The sequence below is a fragment of the Rhizorhabdus sp. P4_G5 genome, assembly GCF_056401065.1.
This window is the reverse complement of the sequence record NZ_JBFUKB010000003.1, coordinates 201161-222682: the sequence shown is the minus strand read 5'-3', so window position 1 is coordinate 222682 and position 21522 is coordinate 201161. Positions and strand designations below refer to the sequence as shown.

Sequence of the window (21522 nt, the reverse complement as noted above, 5' to 3'; positions counted from 1 at the left end):
TCGATAGTATCATCCGCTCATCCTGAGGAGCCACTGAGCTTGTCGAAGTGGCGTCTCGAAGGACGTACTTCGATGCGGCCCCTTCGACTGCCTGCCAAGGCAGGCGCTCAGGACATGCTTCGCCAAGCTCAGTCCTTACTCAGCATGAGCGGTTCGTTTTAGCGGCAGCGTATAAAAACTAATTCTCAGTCGAACAGCACGGCCTTCGCCAGGTCCCACATCTCGGGCGTGCTCGCCGCGATCGCCCCGCGACCCGGAACGTCGAGCCGATAGTCCGCGCCGTCGTTGCGCGCGATCCTGCCGCCCGCTTCCTCGAGCATCAGCGCGCCCGGCGCATGATCCCAGACCTGGGTCCGCTCGAACAGGGCGATGTCGTTCTGGCCCAGGATCAGCCGGGGGTATTGCTCGCCCGCGCAGCGCGGGATGTCGACGATCTCGATCCGGCCCTCGGCGCGGCGGCGAACGTCCGCCTGGCGGTCTTCCGGCATGAAATAGGTGGCGATCGCCGCTTTCGGCAGCCGGCCGTCCGAGCGCCGCGCCCGAACCGCGACGCCGTCGACGAAGCAGCCGCCGCCGCGCACCGCATGGCAGACCCGGCCGCCGATCGGATCGAGAATCCATCCGGCTTCGCGCGTGCCATCGACCGCCAGCCCGATCATGATCGCGAAGGGCGGCTTGCCCTCGGTGAAATTATTGGTGCCATCGAGCGGATCGATGATCCAGGCGACACCCTCGCCGACCCGGTCGACGATCGCGGGATCGGCGGCGACCGCCTCCTCCCCGATGATCCGCGCCCCGGGCAGCAGCCGCGCCAGCGCCTCGCTCAGCAGCGCTTCCGATTCGCGATCGACGATCGTCACGAAATCGCCGGGCGTCTTCTCCGCATATTCGTCGGCCGACAGCTTGCGGAAGCGCGGCATCATGATGTCGCGCGCCACCGCGCGCATGAGGTCGAGGACGGGCTGGTAGAGGCTGTGCATCAGGTCAGCGGGATCATGACATTGGCCGCATAGCCGGGCCGCGCCTGCAGCCGCGCATACCAGTCGGCGACATGCGGGCAGTCCGGCCGCTCGATGTCGAGCGTATACCAGCTATGGACATAGACCCCCATCGGTATGTCGCCGATCCCGAAATCGTCGCCGGTCAACCAGCGCTTGCGCGCCAATGCCGCGTCGAGGATCGCCATCATCTCGCCGCAGCGCCTGGCCGACGCGGCGACCGCCGCCTGATCGCGATCCGCTGGAGCGTATCGGACCATGTTGAGGAAGGCGGGCCGCTGCGCATCGGCATAGCCGAACTGCCAGTCCATCCAGCGATCGGCCGAAGCACGCTCCTCGAGGTGGGACGGCCAGAGCTCTGACGCATATTTGCTGGCGAGATAGCGCAGGATCGCGTTCGATTCCCACAGCACGAATCCGTCATCCTCGACTGTCGGCACCAGCCGGTTCGGGTTCATCTCCAGATAGGCGTCGGTATAGCCGAAGCTGCCGCCGATATCGTGGCGGACATGCCGCATGCCGATCTCATCGGCAGCCCACGCCACCTTCTTGACGTTGTGCGAGTTGAGGCGGCCCCAGATGATCAGCGACATGTCGACTCCTTGGGCCCAACTGCGTCATTCCGGCGGAGGCCGGAATCTCATGGGATGGCGGTCCTACGCCCGAGACCCGGCCTCCGCCGGGATGACACAGAGCGGAATGCCTCAGCTCCGATAATCGGCGTTGATCGAGATATAGCCATGGGTGAGGTCGCATGTCCAAACCGTGGCGCGGCCGTTGCCGATGCCGAGGTTCACGCCGATGTCGACCTCGCGGCCCTTGAGATGGGCGGCGACCGGCGCCTCGTCATAGCCTTCGACCGCGAGGCCGCCGCTTGCCACCTGGGTGGCACCGAAGCGGATCGACAGCTTGTCGCGTTCGGCCGGCTCGCCCGCCTTGCCGACCGCCATCACCACCCGGCCCCAATTTGCGTCCTCGCCGGCGATCGCGGTCTTCACCAGCGGCGAATTGGCGATCGACATTGCGATACGGTGCGCGCTGGCGTCGCTCTCCGCCCCTTCGACGGCGATGCTGATGAACTTCGACGCGCCCTCGCCGTCGCGCACCACCAGCTGCGCCAGCTGCAGGCAGACATCGGCCAGCGCCGCCTGGAAGGCATCGGCGCCTGCGTCGTCGGCCGTCGTGATCGGCGGATTGCCCGCCGCACCGGTGGCGAAGGCGAGCACCGTGTCGCTGGTCGAGGTGTCACCATCGACGGTGATGCACGAAAAACTCCTGCCGTTCGCCTCGTCCAGCATCGTCTGGAGCAGCGGCGCCGCGATGGCGGCATTGGTAAAGACGAAGCCCAGCATCGTCGCCATGTCGGGTGCGATCATGCCCGAGCCCTTGACAATGCCGACCAGCTCGACCTTCGTGCCGCCGACCATCGCCGAGGCCATGGCGGCCTTGGCGAAGGTGTCGGTCGTCATGATCGTCTCGGCGGCCTGTTCCCAGCTCGCCTCGGGCGCGGTCAGCACCGCGTCGATCCCGGCCTCGGCCTTGTCGATCGGCAGCGGCACGCCGATCACCCCGGTCGAGGCGACATAGACGTCCGACGGATTGCAGCCGAGCGCGCCCGCCACCCGCGCCGTGATCGCCTCGACTGCGGCGCGGCCGCGATCGCCGGTGAAGGCGTTGGAGTTGCCGGCATTGACGACCAGCGCCCGTGCCCGGCCGAGCGGCAGTGCGGCGCGGCACCATTCGACCTCGGGCGAGGGGCATTTGCTCCTGGTGGTGACGCCGGCGACCGCCGTGCCCTCGGCGAAGGAGACGAAGGTGAGATCGCTCCGCTCCCACGCCTTGTAGCCTGCGCGCGTCACGGCGGCGCGGACGCCGGCGATCGGCGGCAGGACGGGAAAGGCGGCGGGCGCAAGCGGCGAACGATCGGTCATGAGCTACTCCGGAGGGACCGCCGCTATAGGGGGCAGGGTCAGACTTTGAAATATCGGACGAGCGCCGGGCCGATGCGGAGGAACTCCGCCGGCACATCATCATTAGGGCGGCGAATTGACGTAGTCGGCCCCGGCACCTATCTGCACCCGCACGATCGCGAGGCGGCATAAACGCCGCCCGCGCGCCCATGTTTCAAGGAATGCCCATGCTCGGCGGCCTCGCCAAAGCCATTTTCGGGTCGTCGAACGACCGTTATGTGAAGTCGCTGCGGCCGATCGTCCAGCGCATCGCCGGCTTCGAGCCGACGCTGGAGGCGATGAGCGACGAGGAACTGGCCGGTCAGACCGCCATCTTCCGCAAGCGGCTCGACGAAGGCCAGTCGCTCGATTCGCTGCTCCCGGAGGCCTTTGCGACGGTGCGCGAGGCCGCCCGGCGCGTGCTCGGCCAGCGGCATTATGACGTCCAGATGATCGGCGGCATCGTCCTCCACCGCGGCGAGATTGCCGAGATGCGGACCGGCGAAGGCAAGACGCTGGTCGCCACGCTGGCGGTCTATCTCAACGCGCTCCCGGGCGAGGGCGTCCACGTCGTCACCGTCAACGATTATCTCGCCAGCCGCGATGCCGAGTGGATGGGCCGGGTCTATCGCTTCCTGGGCCTGACCGTCGGCGTGATCGTTCCCAATCTCAGCGATCATCAGCGCCGCGACGCCTATGCCTGCGACATCACCTACGGCACCAACAACGAGTTCGGCTTCGACTATCTGCGCGACAACATGAAATATGAGCGCAGCTCGATGGTGCAGCGCCCGTTCAGATTTGCCGTGGTCGACGAGGTGGATTCGGTGCTGATCGACGAGGCGCGCACGCCCCTCATCATCTCCGGCCCGACCGACGACAAGTCCGAGCTGTACAAGCAGGTCAACGCGATCGTGCAGCAGGTCACGCCCGTCGACTATGAGCTCGACGAGAAGGCGCGCTCGGTGGTGCTCACCGAGGACGGCACCGAGCGGGTCGAGCGGCTGCTGGAGGATGCCGGCCTGCTCGAGGGCGCCAACCTCTATGATTTCGAGAATACCCAGGTCGTCCATCACCTGAACCAGGCGATGAAGGCGAACATCGTGTTCAAGGCTGACATCGATTATATCGTCAAGGACGGCAAGGTCGTCATCATCGACGAGTTCACCGGCCGGATGATGGACGGACGCCGCTGGTCCGATGGCCTGCACCAGGCGGTCGAAGCCAAGGAAGGCGTCCAGATCGAGCCCGAGAACCAGACGCTCGCCTCGATTACCTTCCAGAATTATTTCCGCATGTATCCCAAGCTGGGCGGGATGACCGGCACCGCGGCGACCGAAGCGCCCGAATTCTACCAGATCTACAAGATGAACGTCGTTACCATCCCGACCAACCTGCCGGTCAAGCGGATCGACCAGGACGACGAATTCTACAAGAACATGCAGGATAAGTTCGCCGCGATCACCCAGACGATCCGCGAAGCCAAGGAGCGCGGCCAGCCGGTGCTGGTCGGCACCGTGTCGATCGAGAAATCCGAGCTGCTGTCCGAGTTCCTGACCCGCGAGGGCGTCGAACACAAGGTGCTCAACGCGCGCTATCACGAGCAGGAAGCGCATATCGTGGCGCAGGCGGGCCGGCTGCGGGCGATCACCATCGCCACCAACATGGCCGGCCGCGGCACCGACATCCAGCTCGGCGGCAACCTCGAATTCCGCCTGCTCGACGAGCATCCCGACCTCGAGATCGGCACACCCGAATTCGATGCCGCGGCGGAACGCATCAAGGGCGAGATCATTGCCGAGAAGGAAGCCGTGCTCGCCGCCGGCGGCCTGTTCGTGCTCGGTACCGAGCGCCATGAGAGCCGCCGCATCGACAACCAGCTGCGCGGCCGTTCGGGCCGTCAGGGCGATCCCGGCCTCAGCCGTTTCTACCTGTCGCTCGACGACGATCTGCTGCGCATCTTCGGCCCGCAGACGATGTTCGCGCGGATGATGAACAAGAATCTGGCCGATGGCGAAGCCATCGTCTCTCCCTGGATCTCCAAGGCGATCGAGACCGCGCAGAAAAAGGTCGAGGCGCGCAACTACGACATTCGCAAGCAGGTCGTCGAATATGACGACGTGATGAACGACCAGCGCAAGGTGATCTACGAGCAGCGCGCCGACATCATGGATGCCGACACCGTCGACGAGGTCGTCTCCGACATGCGCGCCGACACCGCCAACGTGATCGTCGGCGAAGCCTGCCCGCCCCACTCCTATCCCGAACAGTGGAACATGGAGATGCTGAAGGCGCGCGCCGCCGAGACGCTGGGCATCGAGCCGCCGTTCGACGATTGGCTGGCCGAGGACGGCATCGATCCCGAGAGGCTCACCGAACGGGTGCTGGCCGAGGCCGATGCGGTGATTGCCGCCAAGCGCGAGGTGATCGACGAGCAGAACTGGCATGGGGTCGAGAAGAGCGTGCTGCTGCAGACGCTCGACCATCACTGGAAGGAGCATCTCGCGACGCTCGACGCGCTGCGCCAGGTCATCCACCTGCGCGCCTATGCACAGAAAACGCCGATCAACGAGTATAAGTCGGAGGCGTTCGCGCTGTTCGAGCGGATGCTGTTCGCCATCCGCGAAGAGGTGACCCGCATCCTTGCTACCGTGCGCTTCGAGGCCGCGCCGCAGGACTTCGCCGAACTGCCGCCGATGCCCGATTTCATCACCAGCCACCTCGATCCGTTCACCGGCGACGATGATTCGGCCGACCGCGACGCGGGCATGCTGGGCTTGATCACGACGCGGGCACCGCAAGCGGCATTGGGCATGGCTGGCGATGATTTCGCCATCCCGCCCGAGGTCGCCGCGACCCTGGGCCGCAACTCGCCCTGCCCTTGCGGGTCGGGCCGCAAGTACAAGCACTGCCACGGCGCGCTTTAGTGGCAGTTGCGGCCCGGCTCGGGGGCGGCGGCGCCGCGCCTCGGCGGAACCACTAGCCCATGCATAGCCCCATCAAGCGCTGGGGCTGGTTCGCGCTGGGCTGGGTGATGGTTGCGCTCGGCTTTATCGGCCTGCTGCTGCCGGTGATGCCGACCACGATCTTCCTGATCCTGGCGGCCGGCTGTTTCAGCCATTCCAGCCCTCGCTTCGAGTCGTGGCTGCTCGATCATCGCTGGTTCGGCGCCTCGATTCGCCGCTGGCGCGAGCGCGGCGCCATCCCGCGCAAGGCTAAGATCGTCGCGATCACGAGCATGGCCGGGGGCTTTGCGATCATGCTGTTCACGCTACGGCCGATGTGGTGGCTGGCGGTCATCGTTGCGTCTGCGCTGGTCGCCTGCGCCATCTATGTGGCGACGCGGCCCGCTGCGTGAGATCTCGGCCGGTCAGGTCTCGAGTTAACCGAAGTTTACATCTATCGCTTTCCCTCAGGCCCGATCTGGCCCTAAAGATCAGTCTGGGCGGGAGGTTAACCGCTCGGCGAAAAGGGGGGATGGGCCGATTTCGCTGGATGACAAAACCGAGGCCGACGGTCTGCTGGCCCTCGTGGAGTCGCTTGCGGGGCTCGGCACCTGGCGCTCCGACTATGGGAGCAACCGCCATGTCTGGTCCCCCCAGTTGCGCCGGATCCTCGGCATCGCGGACGATATCGTCCTGACCTATGAGCTCATGCGGAGTCTGTATCACCCCGAAGAGCTCGGGCGGATCGATCTGGCCGTCGACGAAGCGGTCCGAACCGGAGCGATGCCGCCAACGCGGTTCCGCATCACCCGCCCCGACGGCAAGCTCATCCACGTCGAAATTGCCGCGCAGTGCGATGGCCCCGAAAGCCTGTTCGGCATCATCCGCGAGATCACCGAGGAAGTCGAAGCCGAGCGCGCGTTGATCGCCATGCGCGACCAGGCGCGTGCGGCGGAACGCGCCAAGGCCGAGCTGCTCGCGGTGATGAGCCACGAGATCCGGACGCCGATGAACGGGCTGCTCACCTTGATCGAATCACTGCGGCGCGATCCGCCCGGCGAACAGCGCCGCTCGCTGCTCGAAGGGCTGAGCCAAGCCGCCTGCACGGTGATGAGCGTGGTCGACGACATGATCGATTATTCGCGCGTGCAAGCCGGCCGGGTCGTCATCGAGAGCATCAATTTCGACCTGAAGGCGGCGATTCGCACGACGATCAACCTGTATAACGGCGCCGCCGCCGCCAAGGGTCTGGCGCTCGATGTCCATGGCCTCGACGGCGAACCGGTGATCGTGCGCGGCGATTCGGCGCGGCTTCAGCAATTGCTGTCCAACCTGGTCGGCAATGCGATCAAATTCACCGAAACCGGCAGCGTCTCGGTCGGCCTGTCCCCGACCCGCTCGGGCGAGCAGGGCGATTACTGGATGATCACCGTGCGCGATAGCGGTCGCGGCATCGGCCATGACGCGCTCGGCCGGATCTTCTCGCGCGCTGAACAGGTCGATGCGGCTCGCTTGCGGCTGCAGGGCGGCACCGGCCTCGGCCTCGCAATCAGCCAGCAGCTGGCAGAAGCGATGGGCGGCTCGGTCGCGGTGTCGAGCGACCCGGGGCGCGGCACCACCTTCTCGGTGGAACTGCCGTTCAAGCACGCCGACAGCGGGGCCTCGGCGGAAAATGCGCTCACCGGCCCAATGCAGATCCTGCTGGCCGAAGACAACCCGATCAACCGCCGCCTGATGGCCGGGCTGCTGAGCCGCGAAGGCCATCACGTCGTCGCCGTCGACGATGGCCGCAAGGCACTCGGCGCCATCGCCGTCCAGCCATTCGACCTGATCCTGATGGACATGCAGATGCCGGAGCTCGACGGCCTGGCCGCCACCCGCGCCATCCGCGCGCTCGACGCCCCGGCTTGCAATACGCCGATTTTGGCGATCAGCGCCGACTCGCTGCCGGAACGACGGCGCATCTATTTCGAGGCCGGCGTCGACAGCTTCCTGCCCAAGCCGATCGTGTCGGGCCAGTTGCTCGACATGATCGGGAAGATGCGCCGTAGCAAGCGCGTGCAGGCAGAGACCGGCGGTGACCAGTTCGACCGCGCACGCCTCAACCTGCTGGTCGAGCAGGGCGGCCACGAGGAGGTCGCAGTGCTCATAAAGATGCTGCTGTTCGACATCGGTGATCGGCCGCAGCGCATCGCCGCCGCGGTTCGCGCCAGGGCCTGGGAGCTGGCGGCGGCGGAGGCGGAGGCATTGCGCACCCTGCTCGACAGCTTCGGCAGCTTCAGCCTCTCGCGCCTGCTGACCGGGATCAGCCGCCAGTGCCTGCGCCATGAATGCGAGCCGGCGGTGCTGGACGAACTGCTCGCCCAGTCGCGCGCGCTCGCCACGCTGCTCCACCACGAAGTCGGCGCCATCCCCCTGCCGATCGCGCAGGCGATCGACAATATCGTCGAACCCGATTTCATGCGCGGTACGAGGGGCTGAAGACGGAGCCGAGGGCCGCGGCGCTGGCGCTAAATTCGTAGCGCCGCGTCGCTGGCCAGCCTGTCGGCGCGCTCATTGTCGGGATGGCCGGCATGGCCCTTCACCCACAGCCATTCGATCCGGTGCGGTGCGGCGGCATCGAGCAGTCGTTGCCACAGCTCGGCATTCTTGACCGGCTTGCGGTCGGCGGTCTTCCAGCCATTCTTGCGCCAGCCGTGGATCCACTTGGTGAGGCCGTCCATCACATAGCGGCTGTCCGTCGACAGCTTCACCCGGCACGGCTTCTTGAGCGCCTCGAGCGCGCGGATCGCCGCCATCAGCTCCATGCGGTTGTTGGTCGACGGGTTTTCGCTGCCCGACAACTCTTTCTCGGTACCGCCGAAGCGCATCAGCGCGCCCCAGCCGCCCGGTCCGGGATTGCCCTTGCACGCGCCATCGGTGGCGATCTCGACCAGCGGAAGTTCAGGGGAAAGCTCGGTCAAATCGTCACCAGCGTTTCCGGGTCGGCTTCCGCATAGAAATCCAGGCGGCGCAGGAAGGCCAGCGGATCCTTGCGCGTCACCATGGCGTCGGCGGGGGTGTTGAGCCAGTCCCAGGCACGGGTCAGCAGGAAGCGCAGGCAGGCGCCGCGCGCCAGCGCCGGAAAGGCGAGCCGCTCTTCGGTCGAGAGGCCGAACTGCTTGTCATATCCAGCAATCAGCGCACGGCCGAGATCGGCATGATAGCCGGTGCCGTCATTCTCGAAACACCAGGCGGCATGGGTGACCGCGACGTCCCAGGCCCGGATGTCGGTGCAGGCGAAGTAGAAGTCGATGACGCCGCTCACCTCTTCGCCGAGCATCAGGACATTGTCGGGGAAGAGATCGGCGTGGACCACCGATGTCGGCAGGTGCCGCGGCCAATGTGCATCGAGCCAGTCGAGCTCGCGCGCCACCCGCGCGCCGAGGCCGTCATGGATGCGATCGAGATCGCCGCCGCAGCGGGCGGCCAGTGCCTGCCAGCCGCCGAGATCGAGGCTGTTGGGCCGCGTCTGACGGAAATCAGCAAGTGCGCGGTGCATGTCGCCCAGCGCGCCGCCCGCCGCCCGGGCCTGCGCCGGCGTCGGATGGGTAACCGAAACACCGGTCAGGAACTCGATCAGGCAGGCGGGACGGCCGGCCAGGGTCTGGAGCTGTTCCCCGCGCCGGTCGCGCAGCATCCGCGGGATGTTGAGCCCCTTGGCGGCGAGATGGTCGGTCAGTGCCGCGAAGAAAGGCAGGTCGTCGACATTCACCCGCTTCTCGTAGAGCGTCAGGATATAACGGCCGGCGGTCGTCTCGATCAGGTAGTTGCTGTTCTCGACGCCTTCGGCGATGCCCTTGGCCGAGATCAGCGTGCCATGGTCATAACGGTGGAGGAAGGCGTTCATCTCCTCGCTGGAGACCTGCGTATAGACCGCCATCAGGCAACCAACGTCCTGGGAAGCTTGAACAACATGTCTTCGGTCACCGATTCGACCTCGCGCTCGTGGATGGTGAAGCGGGTCGCCAGCATGTCGACGAGTTCGCGCACGAGGATCTCCGGCGCCGAGGCGCCGGCGGTAATGCCCAGCGTGCGCACGCTCTCGAGCCAGCTGAAATCGATCTCCGCGGCGCGCTGGATCAGCCGCGCCTTGACGCCATTGCGGGTAGCGACCTCGACCAGCCGCACCGAATTGGAACTGTTCGGGGCCCCGATCACCAGCATCGCATCGCAATGGGCCGCGATCGCCTTGACCGCCGCCTGGCGGTTCGAGGTCGCATAGCAGATGTCCTCCGAGCGGGGCGCCGCGATTTCGGGGAAGCGCGCGCGCAGCACGCCGATGATCTCGATCGTGTCGTCCACCGAGAGCGTCGTCTGGCTCAGAAAGGCCAGCGGAACCCCTGCCGGCGGCATGACGACCGCGGCATCCTCGGCGGTCTCGACCAGCGTCATCACCCCGTCGGGCACCTGGCCGAAGGTGCCGATCACCTCGGGGTGGCCCTTGTGGCCGATGAAGAAGATGTGATGGCCATTCTTGACCAGCCGTTCGGCCTGGCGATGCACCTTGGAGACCAGCGGACAGGTGGCGTCGAGGAAGTTCAGGCCGCGCTCGCTCGCCTTGGCCGGAACGGCCTTCGGCACGCCATGCGCCGAGAACACCACCGGCGCATCGTCCGGCACCTCGTCGAGCTCCTCGACGAAGATCGCGCCCTTCGCCTTCAGGTCGTCGACGACATATTTGTTGTGGACGATCTCATGGCGCACATAGACCGGCGCGCCATATTTCTCGATCGTCAGCTCGACGATGCGGATCGCCCGGTCGACCCCGGCGCAGAAGCCGCGCGGCGCCGCGATCAGCAGGTCGAGGGGTGGCCGGTCGGTGGTCGTCATGCGCCGGCCTTAAGCGATTGCTTGCCTGTGCGAAAGCCGGTTCCTATGATCGGCAGGACCGGCCGGGCGTGCGCACCGCTCCGGACCATGATGAAGGATGCCCCGTAGTGCAGTTTTCGAAATCGACCGCGATCCTCCTCGCCGCGTTGACGCTTGCCGGTTGTAAGACGGACGCGGAGTTCGACGAGCGCGGCGGCTTCAAGATCGCGCGCTCGGCCTGCCCGGCGGCGGCGATCGCGACCTATACCGGCGACATCACGCTGTTCGATCCGCCGGCCGATCGCAGCGTCAACGCCATCGATGCCACCGCCAATATCGCCAACCTGCAGGCCAGCTGCAACGAAGGCGGCAACGGCGCGCAGATCCAGGTGACGGCAAGCTTCGACGTCCAGGCCCGCCGCGGCACCGCCGGCCCCGCCCGTACCATCACCCTGCCCTGGTTCGCGACGGTGCTGCGCGCCGGCACCCAGATCGAATCGAAGCAGGTCGGCGAAGTCACCATCAGCTTCCCCGAAGGCCAGCTGCGCGGCAGCGCCCATGCCTCGGCGACGGCGATGGTCTCCCGCGCCGCGGCGACGCTGCCGCCCGAAATTCTCCAGCGGATCAACCGCAAGCGCAAGGCGGGCGACGCCGACGCTGCGCTCGACCCGATGAACGAGCCGACGGTGCGCGAGGCGGTCAACAACGCCAATTTCGAACTGCTCGTCGGCTTCCAGCTGTCGGAAAGCCAGCTGGCCTACAACGCCTCGCGCTGATCTTCCCCTTCTCGAGCCGTCATCCCAGCGAAAGCTGGGATCTCCCTGCCTTCACGCGACGTCCGCGACGTAGAAAATGAGATCCCAGCTTTCGCTGGGATGACGATGAGCATCTCGCTCCGACAATTACGCCGATCACCTGCATCCCCCGTTGACTTGGGCGGACGGCCACGCCAAGCCTTGAGCGTCGTCGCCGGGCAGCCGGTGCTGACCACGCGGGAGAGTGCCGCGGGAGCGATCCCAAGGCCGCCGAAGGAGCAACCGCCCCGGAATCTCTCAGGTCAATGGACCGCGTGGACAGGATCGACACTCTGGAAAGCGGATGGACGGCCCCCGGGAAACCGGACCGGACGATCATCCCACCGAAGGGGTAAGCCCGGGCGCCGCCATGATGTGGACGGCCCGTGTGAATGCTCTCAGGTTCCGTGACAGAGGGGGCAATGACCGTCGGGCGGATTGCGCCCGGCGTCATTGACCGTCACGGAGGCAAGAGTGTGAGCGACGAAGAGCCTGAAGAAATCATCCAGACCCTGCCGCTCGATCATTGGCATCGCGCCCGCGACGCCAGGATGGTGCCGTTCGCCGGCTATCACATGCCGATCCAGTATGACGGCATCATCGCCGAGCATCTGTGGACCCGCGAATCGGCCGGCCTGTTCGACGTGTCGCACATGGGCCAGCTGCTGATCAGCGGCGATGCTGAAAGCGTGCCCGTCGATGTCGCGCTCGAGAAGCTGCTGCCGGGCGATATCGTCAATCTCGGCGTCGACCGGATGCGCTATTCCTTGCTGCTCGACGACCAGGGCGGCATTCTCGACGATCTGATGGTGACGCGCCGCGCCGGTGACTTCTACCTCGTCGTCAACGGCGCCACCAAGGCCGACGACATAGCCCATCTCCACGAATATCTGCCCGAGGAGCTTACCCTCAACCATCTCGGCGAACATGCGCTGCTCGCGCTGCAGGGGCCGAAGGCCGTGGATGCGCTGGCGCGGATCTGTCCCGGCGTCGAGGCACTGGTCTTCATGACCGCCGGCGCCTTCGAGATGGCCGACGTGCCGCTGTGGATCAGCCGCTCGGGCTATACCGGGGAGGATGGCTTCGAGATCTCGATCCCGGCCGACGACGCCGCGACGATCGCGTCGCTGATCGCCGCCCAGCCCGAGGTCAAGCCGATCGGCCTCGGCGCCCGCGATTCGCTGCGGCTCGAGGCGGGGCTACCGCTCTACGGCCATGATCTCGACGCCATGACCGATCCGGCGATGGCGGGCCTCGGCTTCGCGGTGCCGAAGCGCCGCCGCGCCGAGGGCGGTTTCCCCGGCGCGACCATCGTCTGCCGCCATTTCGCCGAGGGGCCGCCGCGCAAGCGGATCGGCCTGATCCTGAAAGGCCGGCTTCCGGCGCGCGAGGGCGCGCCGATCTTCGACGGCGACGTCGAGGTGGGCATTGTCACCTCGGGCGGGTTCAGCCCTTCGCTGCAGGTGCCGATCGCGATGGGCTATGTCGCCGCCGGCAGTGCGGTGCTCGACCGGCCGCTCCTGATAGAAGTGCGCGGCAAGCGGCTCGACGCCGTGGTCGCGCCGATGCCTTTCGTTCCACATCATTATGTCCGCCAAGGGAGCTGAGACCCATGACGACCTTCTATACCGACGAGCATGAATGGATTTCGGTCAAGGACGGGACCGCCACCGTCGGCATCACCGATTATGCCCAGGCCCAGCTGGGCGACATCGTCTTTGTCGAGCTGCCCGCTCTCGGCGCCGATGTCGCCAAGGGCGGCGAGGCGGCGGTGGTCGAATCGGTCAAGGCCGCGTCGGACGTGTTCGCGCCGGTGACCGGCACGGTGAGCGAGATCAACCCCGCGCTCGAGGAAGACCCTGCCTTGGTCAACAGCGCGCCGGAAACGGGCGGCTGGTTCTTCAAGCTCGCTCTGGCCGATCCGTCCGAGCTCGAGGGCCTGATGGATGCCGCCGAGTACAAGGCCTTCTGCGAAGGGCTTTGACGCTTCTTCACCCCTCCCCTCCAGGGGAGGCGGGGCGGGGCCTGTCCACAGGCGCCGCACCCTGACTTGAGGCCCCACGCCAACCCCTCCCCTGAAGGGGAGGGCTAGGAGCAAGAAATGCGCTACCTGCCCCTTACCGACGCCGACCGCAGCGCGATGCTCGCGACGATCGGCGCCTCGTCGGTCGATGAGCTGTTCGTCGACGTTCCCGCCGCGGCGCAACTTGCCGGACCGATCGAAGGCCTTGCCCCGCATGCGTCCGAGCTTTCCGTGGAGCGGCACATGGCGCGGCTCGCGAAGCAGAATCTCTCGGCGGCCGACGCGCCCTTCTTCCTCGGATGCGGCGCCTATCGGCATCACATTCCCGCCAGCGTCGACCACCTGATCCAGCGCGGCGAGTTCCTGACGAGCTACACCCCCTATCAGCCCGAGATCGCGCAAGGGACGCTGCAGGCGCTGTTCGAGTTCCAGACCCAGGTCGCCCGGCTGCTGGGCTGCGACGTCGCCAATGCCTCGATGTATGACGGCTCGACCGCCTGCTGGGAGGCGATCACCATGGCGCGGCGCGTCACCCGGCGCGGCAAGGCGATCCTCTCGGCCGGCCTGCATCCGCATTATGTCTCGCTCGCCAGGACGATGGCGCGCTTCACCGGCGACAGCCTCGACATCGCCCTGCCCGAGCTGACCACCGGCGCGCCCGGCGACGACATGGCGCGGCTGATCGACGCGATCGACGGCGACACCAGCTGCGTGGTGGTCCAGAATCCGAACATCCTCGGCCATGTCGCCGACCTCTCCGAACTGGCGGCGCGCGCGCACGAAAAGGGCGCGCTGCTGATCGCGGTGGTGACCGAGCCGGTGTCGCTCGGCGCGGTCCGCTCGCCCGGTGAGATGGGCGCGGACATCGTCGTCGGCGAAGGCCAGTCGATCGGCGTCGGGCTCAACTTCGGCGGCCCCTATGTCGGCCTGTTCGCCTGCGCCGAGAAATATGTCCGCCAGATGCCGGGGCGCCTCGCCGGTGTCACCCACGATGCCGATGGCCAGCGCGGTTTCGTGCTGACCCTGTCGACCCGCGAGCAGCATATCCGCCGCGAAAAGGCGACCTCGAACATCTGCACCAATGCCGGGCTGTGCGCGCTCGCCTTCTCGGCGCACATGACCTTGCTGGGCGAAACCGGCCTGCGCAACCTCGCCGCGCTCAACCATGCCGGCGCGGTCGCCGCGGCCGACCGCTTGGCGAAGCTGCCCGGCGTCGAACTGGTCAACGGCGCCTTCTTCAACGAGTTCACCCTCAAGTTGCCGACGGAGTCGCGCCCGGTCGTCCGCGCGCTGGCCGACAAGGGGATATTGGGCGGCGTCTCGCTCGGCCGGCTCTACCCCGAGGCGCCGGCGCTCGCGAACGGGCTCGTCGTCGCGGTCACCGAGACAAGCAGCGCGGAAGATGTCGAAACCCTGGCGCAGGCCCTCGAAGCGGAGTTGGCGGCATGAGCATGAACAGCGAAGGCCGCGTCACCCGGCCGGAAAACACCGCCTCGTCCTCGGCGCCGCCGACCTTCACCGGCAACCGCGCGCTGATGCTCGAGGAAAAGCTGATCTTCGAGCAGGACGATTATGCCCGCACCGGCGTCGACCTGCCCGAGCCGCCGAAGGTCGCGAGCCGCCTCGGCGGGCTGGAGCGCAACCGGCCGATCGGCCTGCCCGGCCTGCCCGAACCCGAGGCGGTGCGCCATTATACCAGGCTCAGCCGGCAGAATTACGCGATCGACCTCGGCCTGTTCCCGCTCGGCAGCTGCACGATGAAGCATAATCCGCGCCTCAACGAGAAGGTCGCGCGGATGCCCGGCTTCGCCGATATCCACCCGCTCGCCCCGGTCGACACGGTACAGGGCGCGCTGGCGGTGATCCACGAGCTGGCCGGATGGCTGAAGACGCTGACCGGGATGGCAGCGGTGGCGATGGCGCCGAAGGCCGGCGCGCATGGCGAGCTGTGCGGACTGCTGGCGATTCGCGCCGCGCAGGAAGCGCGCGGCGACGCCCGCTCGGTGATCCTGGTCCCCGAATCGGCGCATGGCACCAATCCGGCGACCGCCGCCTTCTGCAATTACCGGGTCGAGAACATCCCCGCGACCGCCGAAGGCCGCGTCGACCTCGACGCGCTCAAGGCCCGGCTCGGGCCGGATGTCGCCGGGGTGATGATCACCAACCCCAACACCTGCGGCCTGTTCGAGCGGGACATGAAGGCGATCTCGGACGCGGTCCATGCGGCTGGCGGTCTGGTCTATTGCGACGGCGCCAATTTCAACGCGATCGTCGGGCGGGTGCGGCCGGGCGACCTCGGAATCGACGCGATGCACATCAACCTGCACAAGACCTTCTCGACCCCGCATGGCGGCGGCGGGCCGGGCTCCGGGCCGGTGGTGTTCTCCGCCGCGCTGGCGCCCTTCGCGCCACTGCCCTTCGTCGACAGGCAGGGCGACCGCTATGTGCTGGTCGAGGAAGAGACCACCGGCGAGCATCATGGGTCGAGCTTCGGCCGCATGGCCGCCTTCCACGGCCAGATGGGCATGTTCACCCGGGCGCTCTCCTATATCCTCAGCCATGGCGCCGACGGGCTGCGCCAGGTCGCCGAGGATGCGGTGCTCAACGCCAATTATGTGCTGCGCAGCCTGGAGGACCTGCTCGACGCGCCCTTCGCCGCGAGCGGGCCGTGCATGCACGAGGCGCTGTTCAGCGACGCCGGGCTCGCGGCCGGCTTCACCACGCTCGACATCGCCAAGGGCCTGATCGACGAGGGTTTCCACCCGATGACGATGTATTTCCCGCTCGTCGTCCACGGCGCGATGCTGATCGAGCCGACCGAGACCGAGGGCAAGGCGACGCTCGACCAGTTCATCGGCGCACTGCGCTCGGTGGCCGAACGCGCCCGCGCCGGCGACCCCGCGCTCAAGGCTGCGCCTGCGCTCGCCCCGCTGCCGGCCTTCTTTGGACGAGGGCAAGAGAGATTCCAGCTTTCGCTGGAATGACGTAGGGGTTGGCCGATGACTGATCCCCGCCGCCACGCCCCCGCGACCGCGCGCAACCGCGAGCCGATCCTTGTGGTCCTGCGCGACGTCCTGCCGTCGAGCGGCACGGTGCTGGAGGTTGCGAGCGGCACCGGCGAGCACGCCATCCATTTCGCCCGCGCCCTGCCCGATCTGGTCTGGCAGCCGAGCGACCCCGACCCCTCCGCCCTCGCCTCGATCCGCGCCTGGGCCGAGGCGGGCAAGCTGGGCAACCTGCGCCCGCCGCTGCTGCTCGATGCCGCGGCACCCGAATGGCCGATCGAGAAGGCCGATGCGATCCTGTGCATCAACATGGTCCATATCAGCCCGTGGGAAGCGACGGTGGGTTTGCTGAGACACAGCGCAAAGCTGCTTCCGGTGGGTGGACCGCTTGTTCTCTATGGTCCTTATCTCCGCGCCGGCGTTGCGACCGCCGACAGCAACGAGGCATTCGACGCCAGCCTGAAGATGCGCGACCAGCGATGGGGGCTGCGCCACCTGGAAGAAATCATCGCGCTTGCCGAGGATAGTGGAATGATGCTCGATCACATCGTCGAGATGCCCGCCAACAATCTCTCCGTGACGCTCCGCCGGGTCAGCGTTCGCGCGTCAGCAGGGTGATCCGCGCCTTGCCGTGGACCCGTTCGGCCTCGACGGTGAAGCCGTCCACCGTCACCGGCTCGTTCTTGGCGGTCTCGATGCTCGCCCAGCCGCCCGGCGCGAGGCCGATATTGGGGAGGATCTTCTGGCCGAGGCCGGTGCCATAGGGCGGATCGATCAGCACCAGATCGAACGGGCCGCCGCTGAAGCTCTCGGCGGCGATCGCGCGGACCTCGGCCTCGGCGCCCAGCTTGGCGATGTTGGCGCGCAACGCCTCGATCGCGCCGCGCTCGCGCTCGACGAAGGTGCAGTGCGCCGCGCCGCGCGACAGCGCCTCGAGGCCGAGTGCGCCGGTGCCCGCGCAGACATCGGCGACCTTCAGCCCCTCCAGGCTGCCGAGCCGGCTGGTGAGCATCGAGAACAGCGCCTCGCGGGTGCGGTCGGCGGTCGGACGCGTGACATCGCCGGTGGGTGCGATGAGGGTGCGGCCGCGCCAGGCCCCTGCAATTATACGCATATCGTATCCGTCATCCTGAACTCGTTTCAGGTTCCACTTCTCCACTCGGGGGCGGGCCCGAGACGATGGGTGGATGCTGAAACAAGTTCAGCATGACGGTGAGGATGGGGCGTATTGGCGTCATTCAGCCGCGCCTGGTTTCTTCGGCCCCCGGACCGACTTGAGCGTCTTGCGGAAGGCGACCAGCTGGTGCTGCAATATCTCGCCGACCTCGCCGGGCTGCAGGTCGCCCAGCTCGAACGCGCCATAGGCGATGCGGATCAGCCGCGAAACCTGGAGCCCGAGATGTTCGAGCACGCGCCGCACTTCGCGGTTCTTGCCCTCGCTGAGCTTCATCTCGATCCAGACATTCGCGCCGGTGCGCCGTTCGATATTGGCGTCGATCGAGCCGTAGCGGACGCCTTCGATCTCGACGCCCTCGATCAGTTCCTCGAGCTGGGCCTGGGTGACATTGCCATAGGATCGGGCGCGGTAGACGCGGGTCACGCCGGTGCTCGGCAGCTCGAGCTGGCGCTTGAACTCGCCGTCGGTGGTCAGCAGCAGCAGGCCTTCGGTGTTCAGGTCGAGTCGCCCGACCGGCATCACCCGGGGCAGGTCCTTGGGCAGCTTGTCATAGATGGTCGGCCGGCCGGCGGGATCGCGCTCGGTGGTGAGCAGCCCCTGCGGCTTGTAATAGAGGAACAGCCGGGTCGGCTCGGGCGCCGCGACCGGCTTGCCGTCGACGGTGACGCCCTTCAGCGATTTCAGCAGCGTGGCCGGGGTCTCGATCGCCACGCCGTCGATCGCCACGCGGCGGTCCTCGATCATCCGCTCGATCTCGCGGCGCGAGGCGACGCCGGCCCGCGCGAGCAGCTTGGCGATGCGCTGCGGCTCCTGGCCGGGCTTCGCCTCGGCACGGGCGGGATGCGGCACCGACGGCTTGACCGGACGCGCCAGTCCGCGCGCCTGCCGGCGGCCGAGCTTGGGCGGCGGCGTGGTCTTGCCAGGCGAGTTGATGCCGGCCGGCTTGCCGGTGGTCGATCGGCCGGGAGGCCGGCCGCCTGGGGTTCTGGGAGGACGCATAGCCGCCGCTGTAGCGACAAGCCGGGCTTAGCGCCAGTTGGGGTTTCGGCGCCGCCCCGATCGGGCGGTCCCTATTCCTCGAGCATCTGGCTCTCGATGCAGCCCAGCCAGCCAAGTCCGCGATAGGTCTCGTAGCCAGGTGTCAGCGCAAAGGCGATCAGCTTGCCGTCGCGCTGATAATAGCCGCTCTCGCGCTTGTCGGTCCGCAGCGGATAATGATCTGTGCAGATGCCCTGGCCATCGGACGATGCGATGATCCTGTGGTCGGAGTCGAGCAGCATCAGCCGCGATGTCGCGCGCTCGGCCGGCGACAGGCCGATGCCTTCGAGGATCGCCGAGGCCTGCGGGGCCCAGTCGAAGAAGATGCCGAGCGCGCCGATCGGGTTGCCGCCGGTGCGGCCGCCCGCGCGCACCGCGGTCGAGTAGGTCGCGACCTGGGCGCCGCCCAGAGTCCGATTGACCGAAATGTCGCAGACCCGGAAGTCGTCGCCGCTATGGGTGTCCATCGCGGCGCGGAACCAGTCTTCCCTGGCGACATTCTGGCCGATCGCATCAGGGTATCGATCGGGCCGGCCGGTGGCGATCACGCGGCCCTGGCTGTCGGCGATCCAGAGGTCGAGATAGACGGTATAGGAGCGCAGGATCGTCGCCAGCCGCTCGGTGGCATGGTCGATAGTGGCAGCCGACGGCGCTTCCAGCACATCGGTGACCGAACTGTCGGTGGCCCACCAGCGCACGTCGCAGGAGCGCTCATAGAGGTTGCGGTCGATGATCTCGACCGCCGAACGCGCGAGATCGGTATGCCTCGTCCCCTTGAAATCGACGAGCATTTGGCTGCCGGCCGTGCGCAGCGAGGCGATGTTGGACGCGATCGCCGAACGCAGTTCGCCGCCGATTCCCGAGATCGACGCGGCCAGCGCGCCGAGTTCCTGGGCCACGACCGAAAAGGCGCGGCCGGCTTCGCCCGCGCGGGCGGCTTCGAGCCGGGCGTTGATCGCCAGCATGCCGGTCTGCTTCATGACGCGGTCGATGCGATCGACCTTCTCTTCGGTGATCCGCGAGACTTCATAAGCCAAGCGTAATATGTCGTCCTGCATTCGTGGTCTCCCAGTTCGACCTCGCTTGCGGCACCCTCTCGGCATCTTGATGGTAGCATTAGGTTGCTCTTTCGCCGAAAGGCATGGCCTGATTTCGTAAATAACTGGTAACCAAGCCGCCCCGTTACGACCAAAATCTGCCAATTTTCGCATTTGCACCACGGAGATTCGACATGACCGATGCAAAAGCCGCCTGGAACGCGATCGCTGGGCTCCCCTCGGCCACGCTTTCGGAGCTCTTCACCACGGAGCCCGACCGGCTTTCGCGGCTGGCCATCGACGAGTCGGGCATATTGTTCGATTTCTCCAAGACGCATCTCTCCGCCCCGCTGATCGAGCGCTTCGTCGCCCTGTCGGAAGCATGCGACTTCGCCGGCAAGCGCGGCGCGTTGTTCGGGGGCGAGCCGGTCAACGTCACCGAAGGCCGCGCCGCCGAGCATCCTGCCGAGCGCGGCCAGGGCGCACCCGACAGCGTGGCGCGCGCGCGCGGTTTCCAGGCCCGGATGCGGGCGATGATCGATGCGATCGAGGCCGAGGTGCTGGGGCCGATCCGCCACATCCTCCATGTCGGGATCGGCGGATCGGCGCTGGGCCCGGACCTGCTGGTCGACGCGCTCGGCCGCGACGCCGATCGCTATGAGGTGGCGGTGGTTTCCAACGTCGACGGCGCTGCGCTGGACGAAGTGTTCAAGCGCTTCGATCCCGACGCGACGCTGCTGGTCGTCGCCTCGAAGACCTTCACCACCACCGAGACGATGATGAACGCGCGCAGCGTGCTCGGCTGGATGGAGGAGGCCAATGTCGAGGACCCCTATTCGCGCGTGGTCGCGCTGACCGCCGCGCCGGAAAAGGCCGTGGAATGGGGTGTCGACGAGACCCGGATCCTGCCCTTCTCCGAAAGCGTCGGCGGACGCTATTCGCTGTGGTCGTCGATCGGCTTTCCGGCCGCGCTTGGCCTCGGCTGGGACGCGTTCGAAAACCTGCTCGAGGGCGCGGCGGCGATGGACCGCCATTTCCGCCTGGCACCGCCCGAGCGCAATCTTCCGCTGCTCGCCGCCTTCGTCGATCAATATTATTCGCGCATCCGCAACGCCGAGACCCGCGCCATATTCGCCTATGACGAGCGGCTGCGGCTGCTGCCCTCCTACCTCCAGCAGCTCGAGATGGAATCGAACGGCAAGAGCGTGAAGACCGACGGCTCGGCGGTGGACGGGCCGACGGCGGCGATCAGCTGGGGCGGGGTGGGCACCGACGCGCAGCATGCGGTGTTCCAGCTGCTCCACCAGGGGACGAGGCTGGTGCCGGTCGAGTTCGTCGCCGCGATCGAGCCCGAGCATGTCCTCGACGAGGGGCATCATCGGGCGCTGCTGATCAACTGCTTCGCGCAGGCTGCGGCGTTGATGGCGGGCAAGGCCAATGACGATCCCGCCCGCGCCTATGCCGGCGACCGGCCGTCGACGACGATCCTGCTCGACCGCGTCGATCCGGCGCGGCTCGGCTCGCTGCTCGCCTTTTACGAGCACCGCACCTTTGCCAATGCGGTGCTGATGGAGATCAACCCGTTCGATCAGTTCGGGGTCGAGCTCGGCAAGGAGATCGCCCGCTCGATCGAGAGCGAGGGCACCGCGCGCTTCGATACCTCGACCAGGGCGCTGATCGCCCGTGCGCTGGGATCGTAATGGCG

The 21522-nt window shown here is 67.0% G+C and carries 19 protein-coding genes and 2 riboswitches; of the genes, 10 read left to right on the top strand and 9 right to left on the bottom strand.

Annotation, left to right across the window (positions count from 1 at the left end; translation table 11 throughout):
• Window positions 1–185: 185 nt before the first annotated feature.
• From AC1DQK_RS05355 to argJ, 3 genes are all read right to left on the bottom strand, one after another.
• Window positions 186–980 (bottom strand): inositol monophosphatase family protein, encoded by a 795-nt coding sequence (locus AC1DQK_RS05355; protein WP_477868168.1) that lies wholly within the window; start codon window positions 978–980, stop codon window positions 186–188.
• The gene (locus AC1DQK_RS05350) at window positions 980–1591 is read right to left on the bottom strand and encodes a glutathione S-transferase family protein (protein ID WP_477868166.1); all 612 of its coding nucleotides are present in this window, start codon (window positions 1589–1591) and stop codon (window positions 980–982) included. Before AC1DQK_RS05350 ends, AC1DQK_RS05355 begins: the two co-directional genes overlap by 1 nt.
• 111 nt (window positions 1592–1702) lie before the next feature.
• The gene (gene argJ, locus AC1DQK_RS05345; protein WP_477868164.1) at window positions 1703–2929 is read right to left on the bottom strand and encodes a bifunctional glutamate N-acetyltransferase/amino-acid acetyltransferase ArgJ; all 1227 of its coding nucleotides are present in this window, start codon (window positions 2927–2929) and stop codon (window positions 1703–1705) included.
• Between the two features lie 206 nt (window positions 2930–3135).
• Between argJ and secA the strand changes: the two genes are divergently transcribed.
• The 3 genes from secA (at window position 3136) to AC1DQK_RS05330 (ending at window position 8373) form a co-directional block, all read left to right on the top strand.
• Entirely contained in the window at window positions 3136–5874 is a 2739-nt protein-coding gene (gene secA / locus AC1DQK_RS05340; RefSeq protein ID WP_477868162.1) for a preprotein translocase subunit SecA, read from the top strand.
• A 59-nt stretch (window positions 5875–5933) separates the two neighbouring features.
• Window positions 5934–6305 carry a YbaN family protein gene (locus tag AC1DQK_RS05335; protein WP_477868160.1) on the top strand — a complete coding sequence of 124 codons (372 nt, stop codon included), beginning with the start codon at window positions 5934–5936 and terminating at the stop codon, window positions 6303–6305.
• A 172-nt stretch (window positions 6306–6477) separates the two neighbouring features.
• Window positions 6478–8373, top strand: coding sequence for an ATP-binding protein (locus tag AC1DQK_RS05330; RefSeq protein ID WP_477868158.1), 1896 nt, complete (start codon window positions 6478–6480; stop codon window positions 8371–8373).
• Window positions 8374–8402: 29 nt separating this feature from the next.
• Here AC1DQK_RS05330 and rnhA read toward each other — a convergent pair whose 3' ends face one another.
• From rnhA to ispH, 3 genes are read right to left on the bottom strand one after another with little or no spacing between them, the layout of a single operon-like run.
• Window positions 8403–8855, bottom strand: coding sequence for a ribonuclease HI (gene rnhA, locus AC1DQK_RS05325; protein WP_477868156.1), 453 nt, complete (start codon window positions 8853–8855; stop codon window positions 8403–8405).
• Entirely contained in the window at window positions 8852–9814 is a 963-nt protein-coding gene (thrB, locus tag AC1DQK_RS05320) for a homoserine kinase (protein WP_477868154.1), read from the bottom strand. Before thrB ends, rnhA begins: the two co-directional genes overlap by 4 nt.
• Complete coding sequence (ispH, locus tag AC1DQK_RS05315; RefSeq protein ID WP_477868152.1) at window positions 9814–10764, bottom strand: 4-hydroxy-3-methylbut-2-enyl diphosphate reductase; 951 nt, start codon at window positions 10762–10764, stop codon at window positions 9814–9816. Before ispH ends, thrB begins: the two co-directional genes overlap by 1 nt.
• 107 nt (window positions 10765–10871) lie before the next feature.
• On the opposite strand from ispH, the gene AC1DQK_RS05310 reads away from it, so the two are divergent.
• From AC1DQK_RS05310 to AC1DQK_RS05285, 6 genes are all read left to right on the top strand, one after another.
• On the top strand, window positions 10872–11519 hold the full coding sequence (locus AC1DQK_RS05310) for a hypothetical protein (RefSeq protein WP_477868150.1): 648 nt from the start codon (window positions 10872–10874) through the stop codon (window positions 11517–11519).
• A gap of 206 nt (window positions 11520–11725) precedes the next feature.
• Window positions 11726–11821, top strand: a riboswitch (glycine riboswitch).
• A 22-nt stretch (window positions 11822–11843) separates the two neighbouring features.
• A riboswitch (glycine riboswitch) is annotated at window positions 11844–11961 on the top strand.
• A 52-nt stretch (window positions 11962–12013) separates the two neighbouring features.
• Window positions 12014–13144, top strand: a complete 1131-nt coding sequence (gene gcvT, locus AC1DQK_RS05305) for a glycine cleavage system aminomethyltransferase GcvT (RefSeq protein ID WP_477868148.1) — start codon at window positions 12014–12016, stop codon at window positions 13142–13144.
• A 5-nt stretch (window positions 13145–13149) separates the two neighbouring features.
• Window positions 13150–13521 carry a glycine cleavage system protein GcvH gene (gcvH, locus tag AC1DQK_RS05300; protein WP_477868146.1) on the top strand — a complete coding sequence of 124 codons (372 nt, stop codon included), beginning with the start codon at window positions 13150–13152 and terminating at the stop codon, window positions 13519–13521.
• 117 nt (window positions 13522–13638) lie between these two features.
• On the top strand, window positions 13639–15009 hold the full coding sequence (gene gcvPA / locus AC1DQK_RS05295) for an aminomethyl-transferring glycine dehydrogenase subunit GcvPA (protein ID WP_477868144.1): 1371 nt from the start codon (window positions 13639–13641) through the stop codon (window positions 15007–15009).
• On the top strand, window positions 15006–16544 hold the full coding sequence (gene gcvPB / locus AC1DQK_RS05290; protein ID WP_477868142.1) for an aminomethyl-transferring glycine dehydrogenase subunit GcvPB: 1539 nt from the start codon (window positions 15006–15008) through the stop codon (window positions 16542–16544). The genes gcvPA and gcvPB overlap by 4 nt, the downstream gene beginning before the upstream one ends.
• A 15-nt stretch (window positions 16545–16559) precedes the next feature.
• Window positions 16560–17183, top strand: coding sequence for a DUF938 domain-containing protein (locus tag AC1DQK_RS05285; RefSeq protein ID WP_477868140.1), 624 nt, complete (start codon window positions 16560–16562; stop codon window positions 17181–17183).
• On the opposite strand, the gene rsmD is transcribed toward AC1DQK_RS05285, so the two are convergent.
• The 3 genes from rsmD to AC1DQK_RS05270 all read right to left on the bottom strand — a co-directional run bounded on the left by rsmD (window position 17158) and on the right by AC1DQK_RS05270 (window position 19838).
• Window positions 17158–17679 (bottom strand): 16S rRNA (guanine(966)-N(2))-methyltransferase RsmD, encoded by a 522-nt coding sequence (gene rsmD / locus AC1DQK_RS05280; RefSeq protein ID WP_477868138.1) that lies wholly within the window; start codon window positions 17677–17679, stop codon window positions 17158–17160. The genes AC1DQK_RS05285 and rsmD overlap by 26 nt on opposite strands.
• A gap of 120 nt (window positions 17680–17799) precedes the next feature.
• A complete protein-coding gene (locus AC1DQK_RS05275; protein WP_477868136.1) occupies window positions 17800–18741 on the bottom strand; it encodes a pseudouridine synthase in 942 nt (313 codons plus the stop codon).
• Window positions 18742–18812: 71 nt separating this feature from the next.
• Entirely contained in the window at window positions 18813–19838 is a 1026-nt protein-coding gene (locus AC1DQK_RS05270) for a cache domain-containing protein (protein WP_477868134.1), read from the bottom strand.
• Between the two features lie 173 nt (window positions 19839–20011).
• Here AC1DQK_RS05270 and pgi point away from each other — a divergent pair, with 173 nt between their 5' ends.
• The gene (gene pgi / locus AC1DQK_RS05265) at window positions 20012–21517 is read left to right on the top strand and encodes a glucose-6-phosphate isomerase (RefSeq protein ID WP_477868132.1); all 1506 of its coding nucleotides are present in this window, start codon (window positions 20012–20014) and stop codon (window positions 21515–21517) included.
• The last annotated feature ends 5 nt before the right edge of the window (window positions 21518–21522 follow it).

Bases quoted from the DNA above. Each gene is read 5' to 3' on its own strand.
- AC1DQK_RS05355 (WP_477868168.1), bottom strand. From the start codon at position 980: ATGCACAGCCTCTACCAGCCCGTCCTCGACCTCATGCGCGCGGTGGCG.
- AC1DQK_RS05350 (WP_477868166.1), bottom strand. From the start codon at position 1,591: ATGTCGCTGATCATCTGGGGCCGCCTCAACTCGCACAACGTCAAGAAG.
- argJ (WP_477868164.1), bottom strand. From the start codon at position 2,929: ATGACCGATCGTTCGCCGCTTGCGCCCGCCGCCTTTCCCGTCCTGCCG.
- secA (WP_477868162.1), top strand. From the start codon at position 3,136: ATGCTCGGCGGCCTCGCCAAAGCCATTTTCGGGTCGTCGAACGACCGT.
- AC1DQK_RS05335 (WP_477868160.1), top strand. From the start codon at position 5,934: ATGCATAGCCCCATCAAGCGCTGGGGCTGGTTCGCGCTGGGCTGGGTG.
- thrB (WP_477868154.1), bottom strand. From the start codon at position 9,814: ATGGCGGTCTATACGCAGGTCTCCAGCGAGGAGATGAACGCCTTCCTC.
- ispH (WP_477868152.1), bottom strand. From the start codon at position 10,764: ATGACGACCACCGACCGGCCACCCCTCGACCTGCTGATCGCGGCGCCG.
- gcvH (WP_477868146.1), top strand. From the start codon at position 13,150: ATGACGACCTTCTATACCGACGAGCATGAATGGATTTCGGTCAAGGAC.
- gcvPA (WP_477868144.1), top strand. From the start codon at position 13,639: ATGCGCTACCTGCCCCTTACCGACGCCGACCGCAGCGCGATGCTCGCG.
- gcvPB (WP_477868142.1), top strand. From the start codon at position 15,006: ATGAGCATGAACAGCGAAGGCCGCGTCACCCGGCCGGAAAACACCGCC.
- AC1DQK_RS05285 (WP_477868140.1), top strand. From the start codon at position 16,560: ATGACTGATCCCCGCCGCCACGCCCCCGCGACCGCGCGCAACCGCGAG.
- rsmD (WP_477868138.1), bottom strand. From the start codon at position 17,679: ATGCGTATAATTGCAGGGGCCTGGCGCGGCCGCACCCTCATCGCACCC.
- AC1DQK_RS05275 (WP_477868136.1), bottom strand. From the start codon at position 18,741: ATGCGTCCTCCCAGAACCCCAGGCGGCCGGCCTCCCGGCCGATCGACC.
- AC1DQK_RS05270 (WP_477868134.1), bottom strand. From the start codon at position 19,838: ATGCAGGACGACATATTACGCTTGGCTTATGAAGTCTCGCGGATCACC.
- pgi (WP_477868132.1), top strand. From the start codon at position 20,012: ATGACCGATGCAAAAGCCGCCTGGAACGCGATCGCTGGGCTCCCCTCG.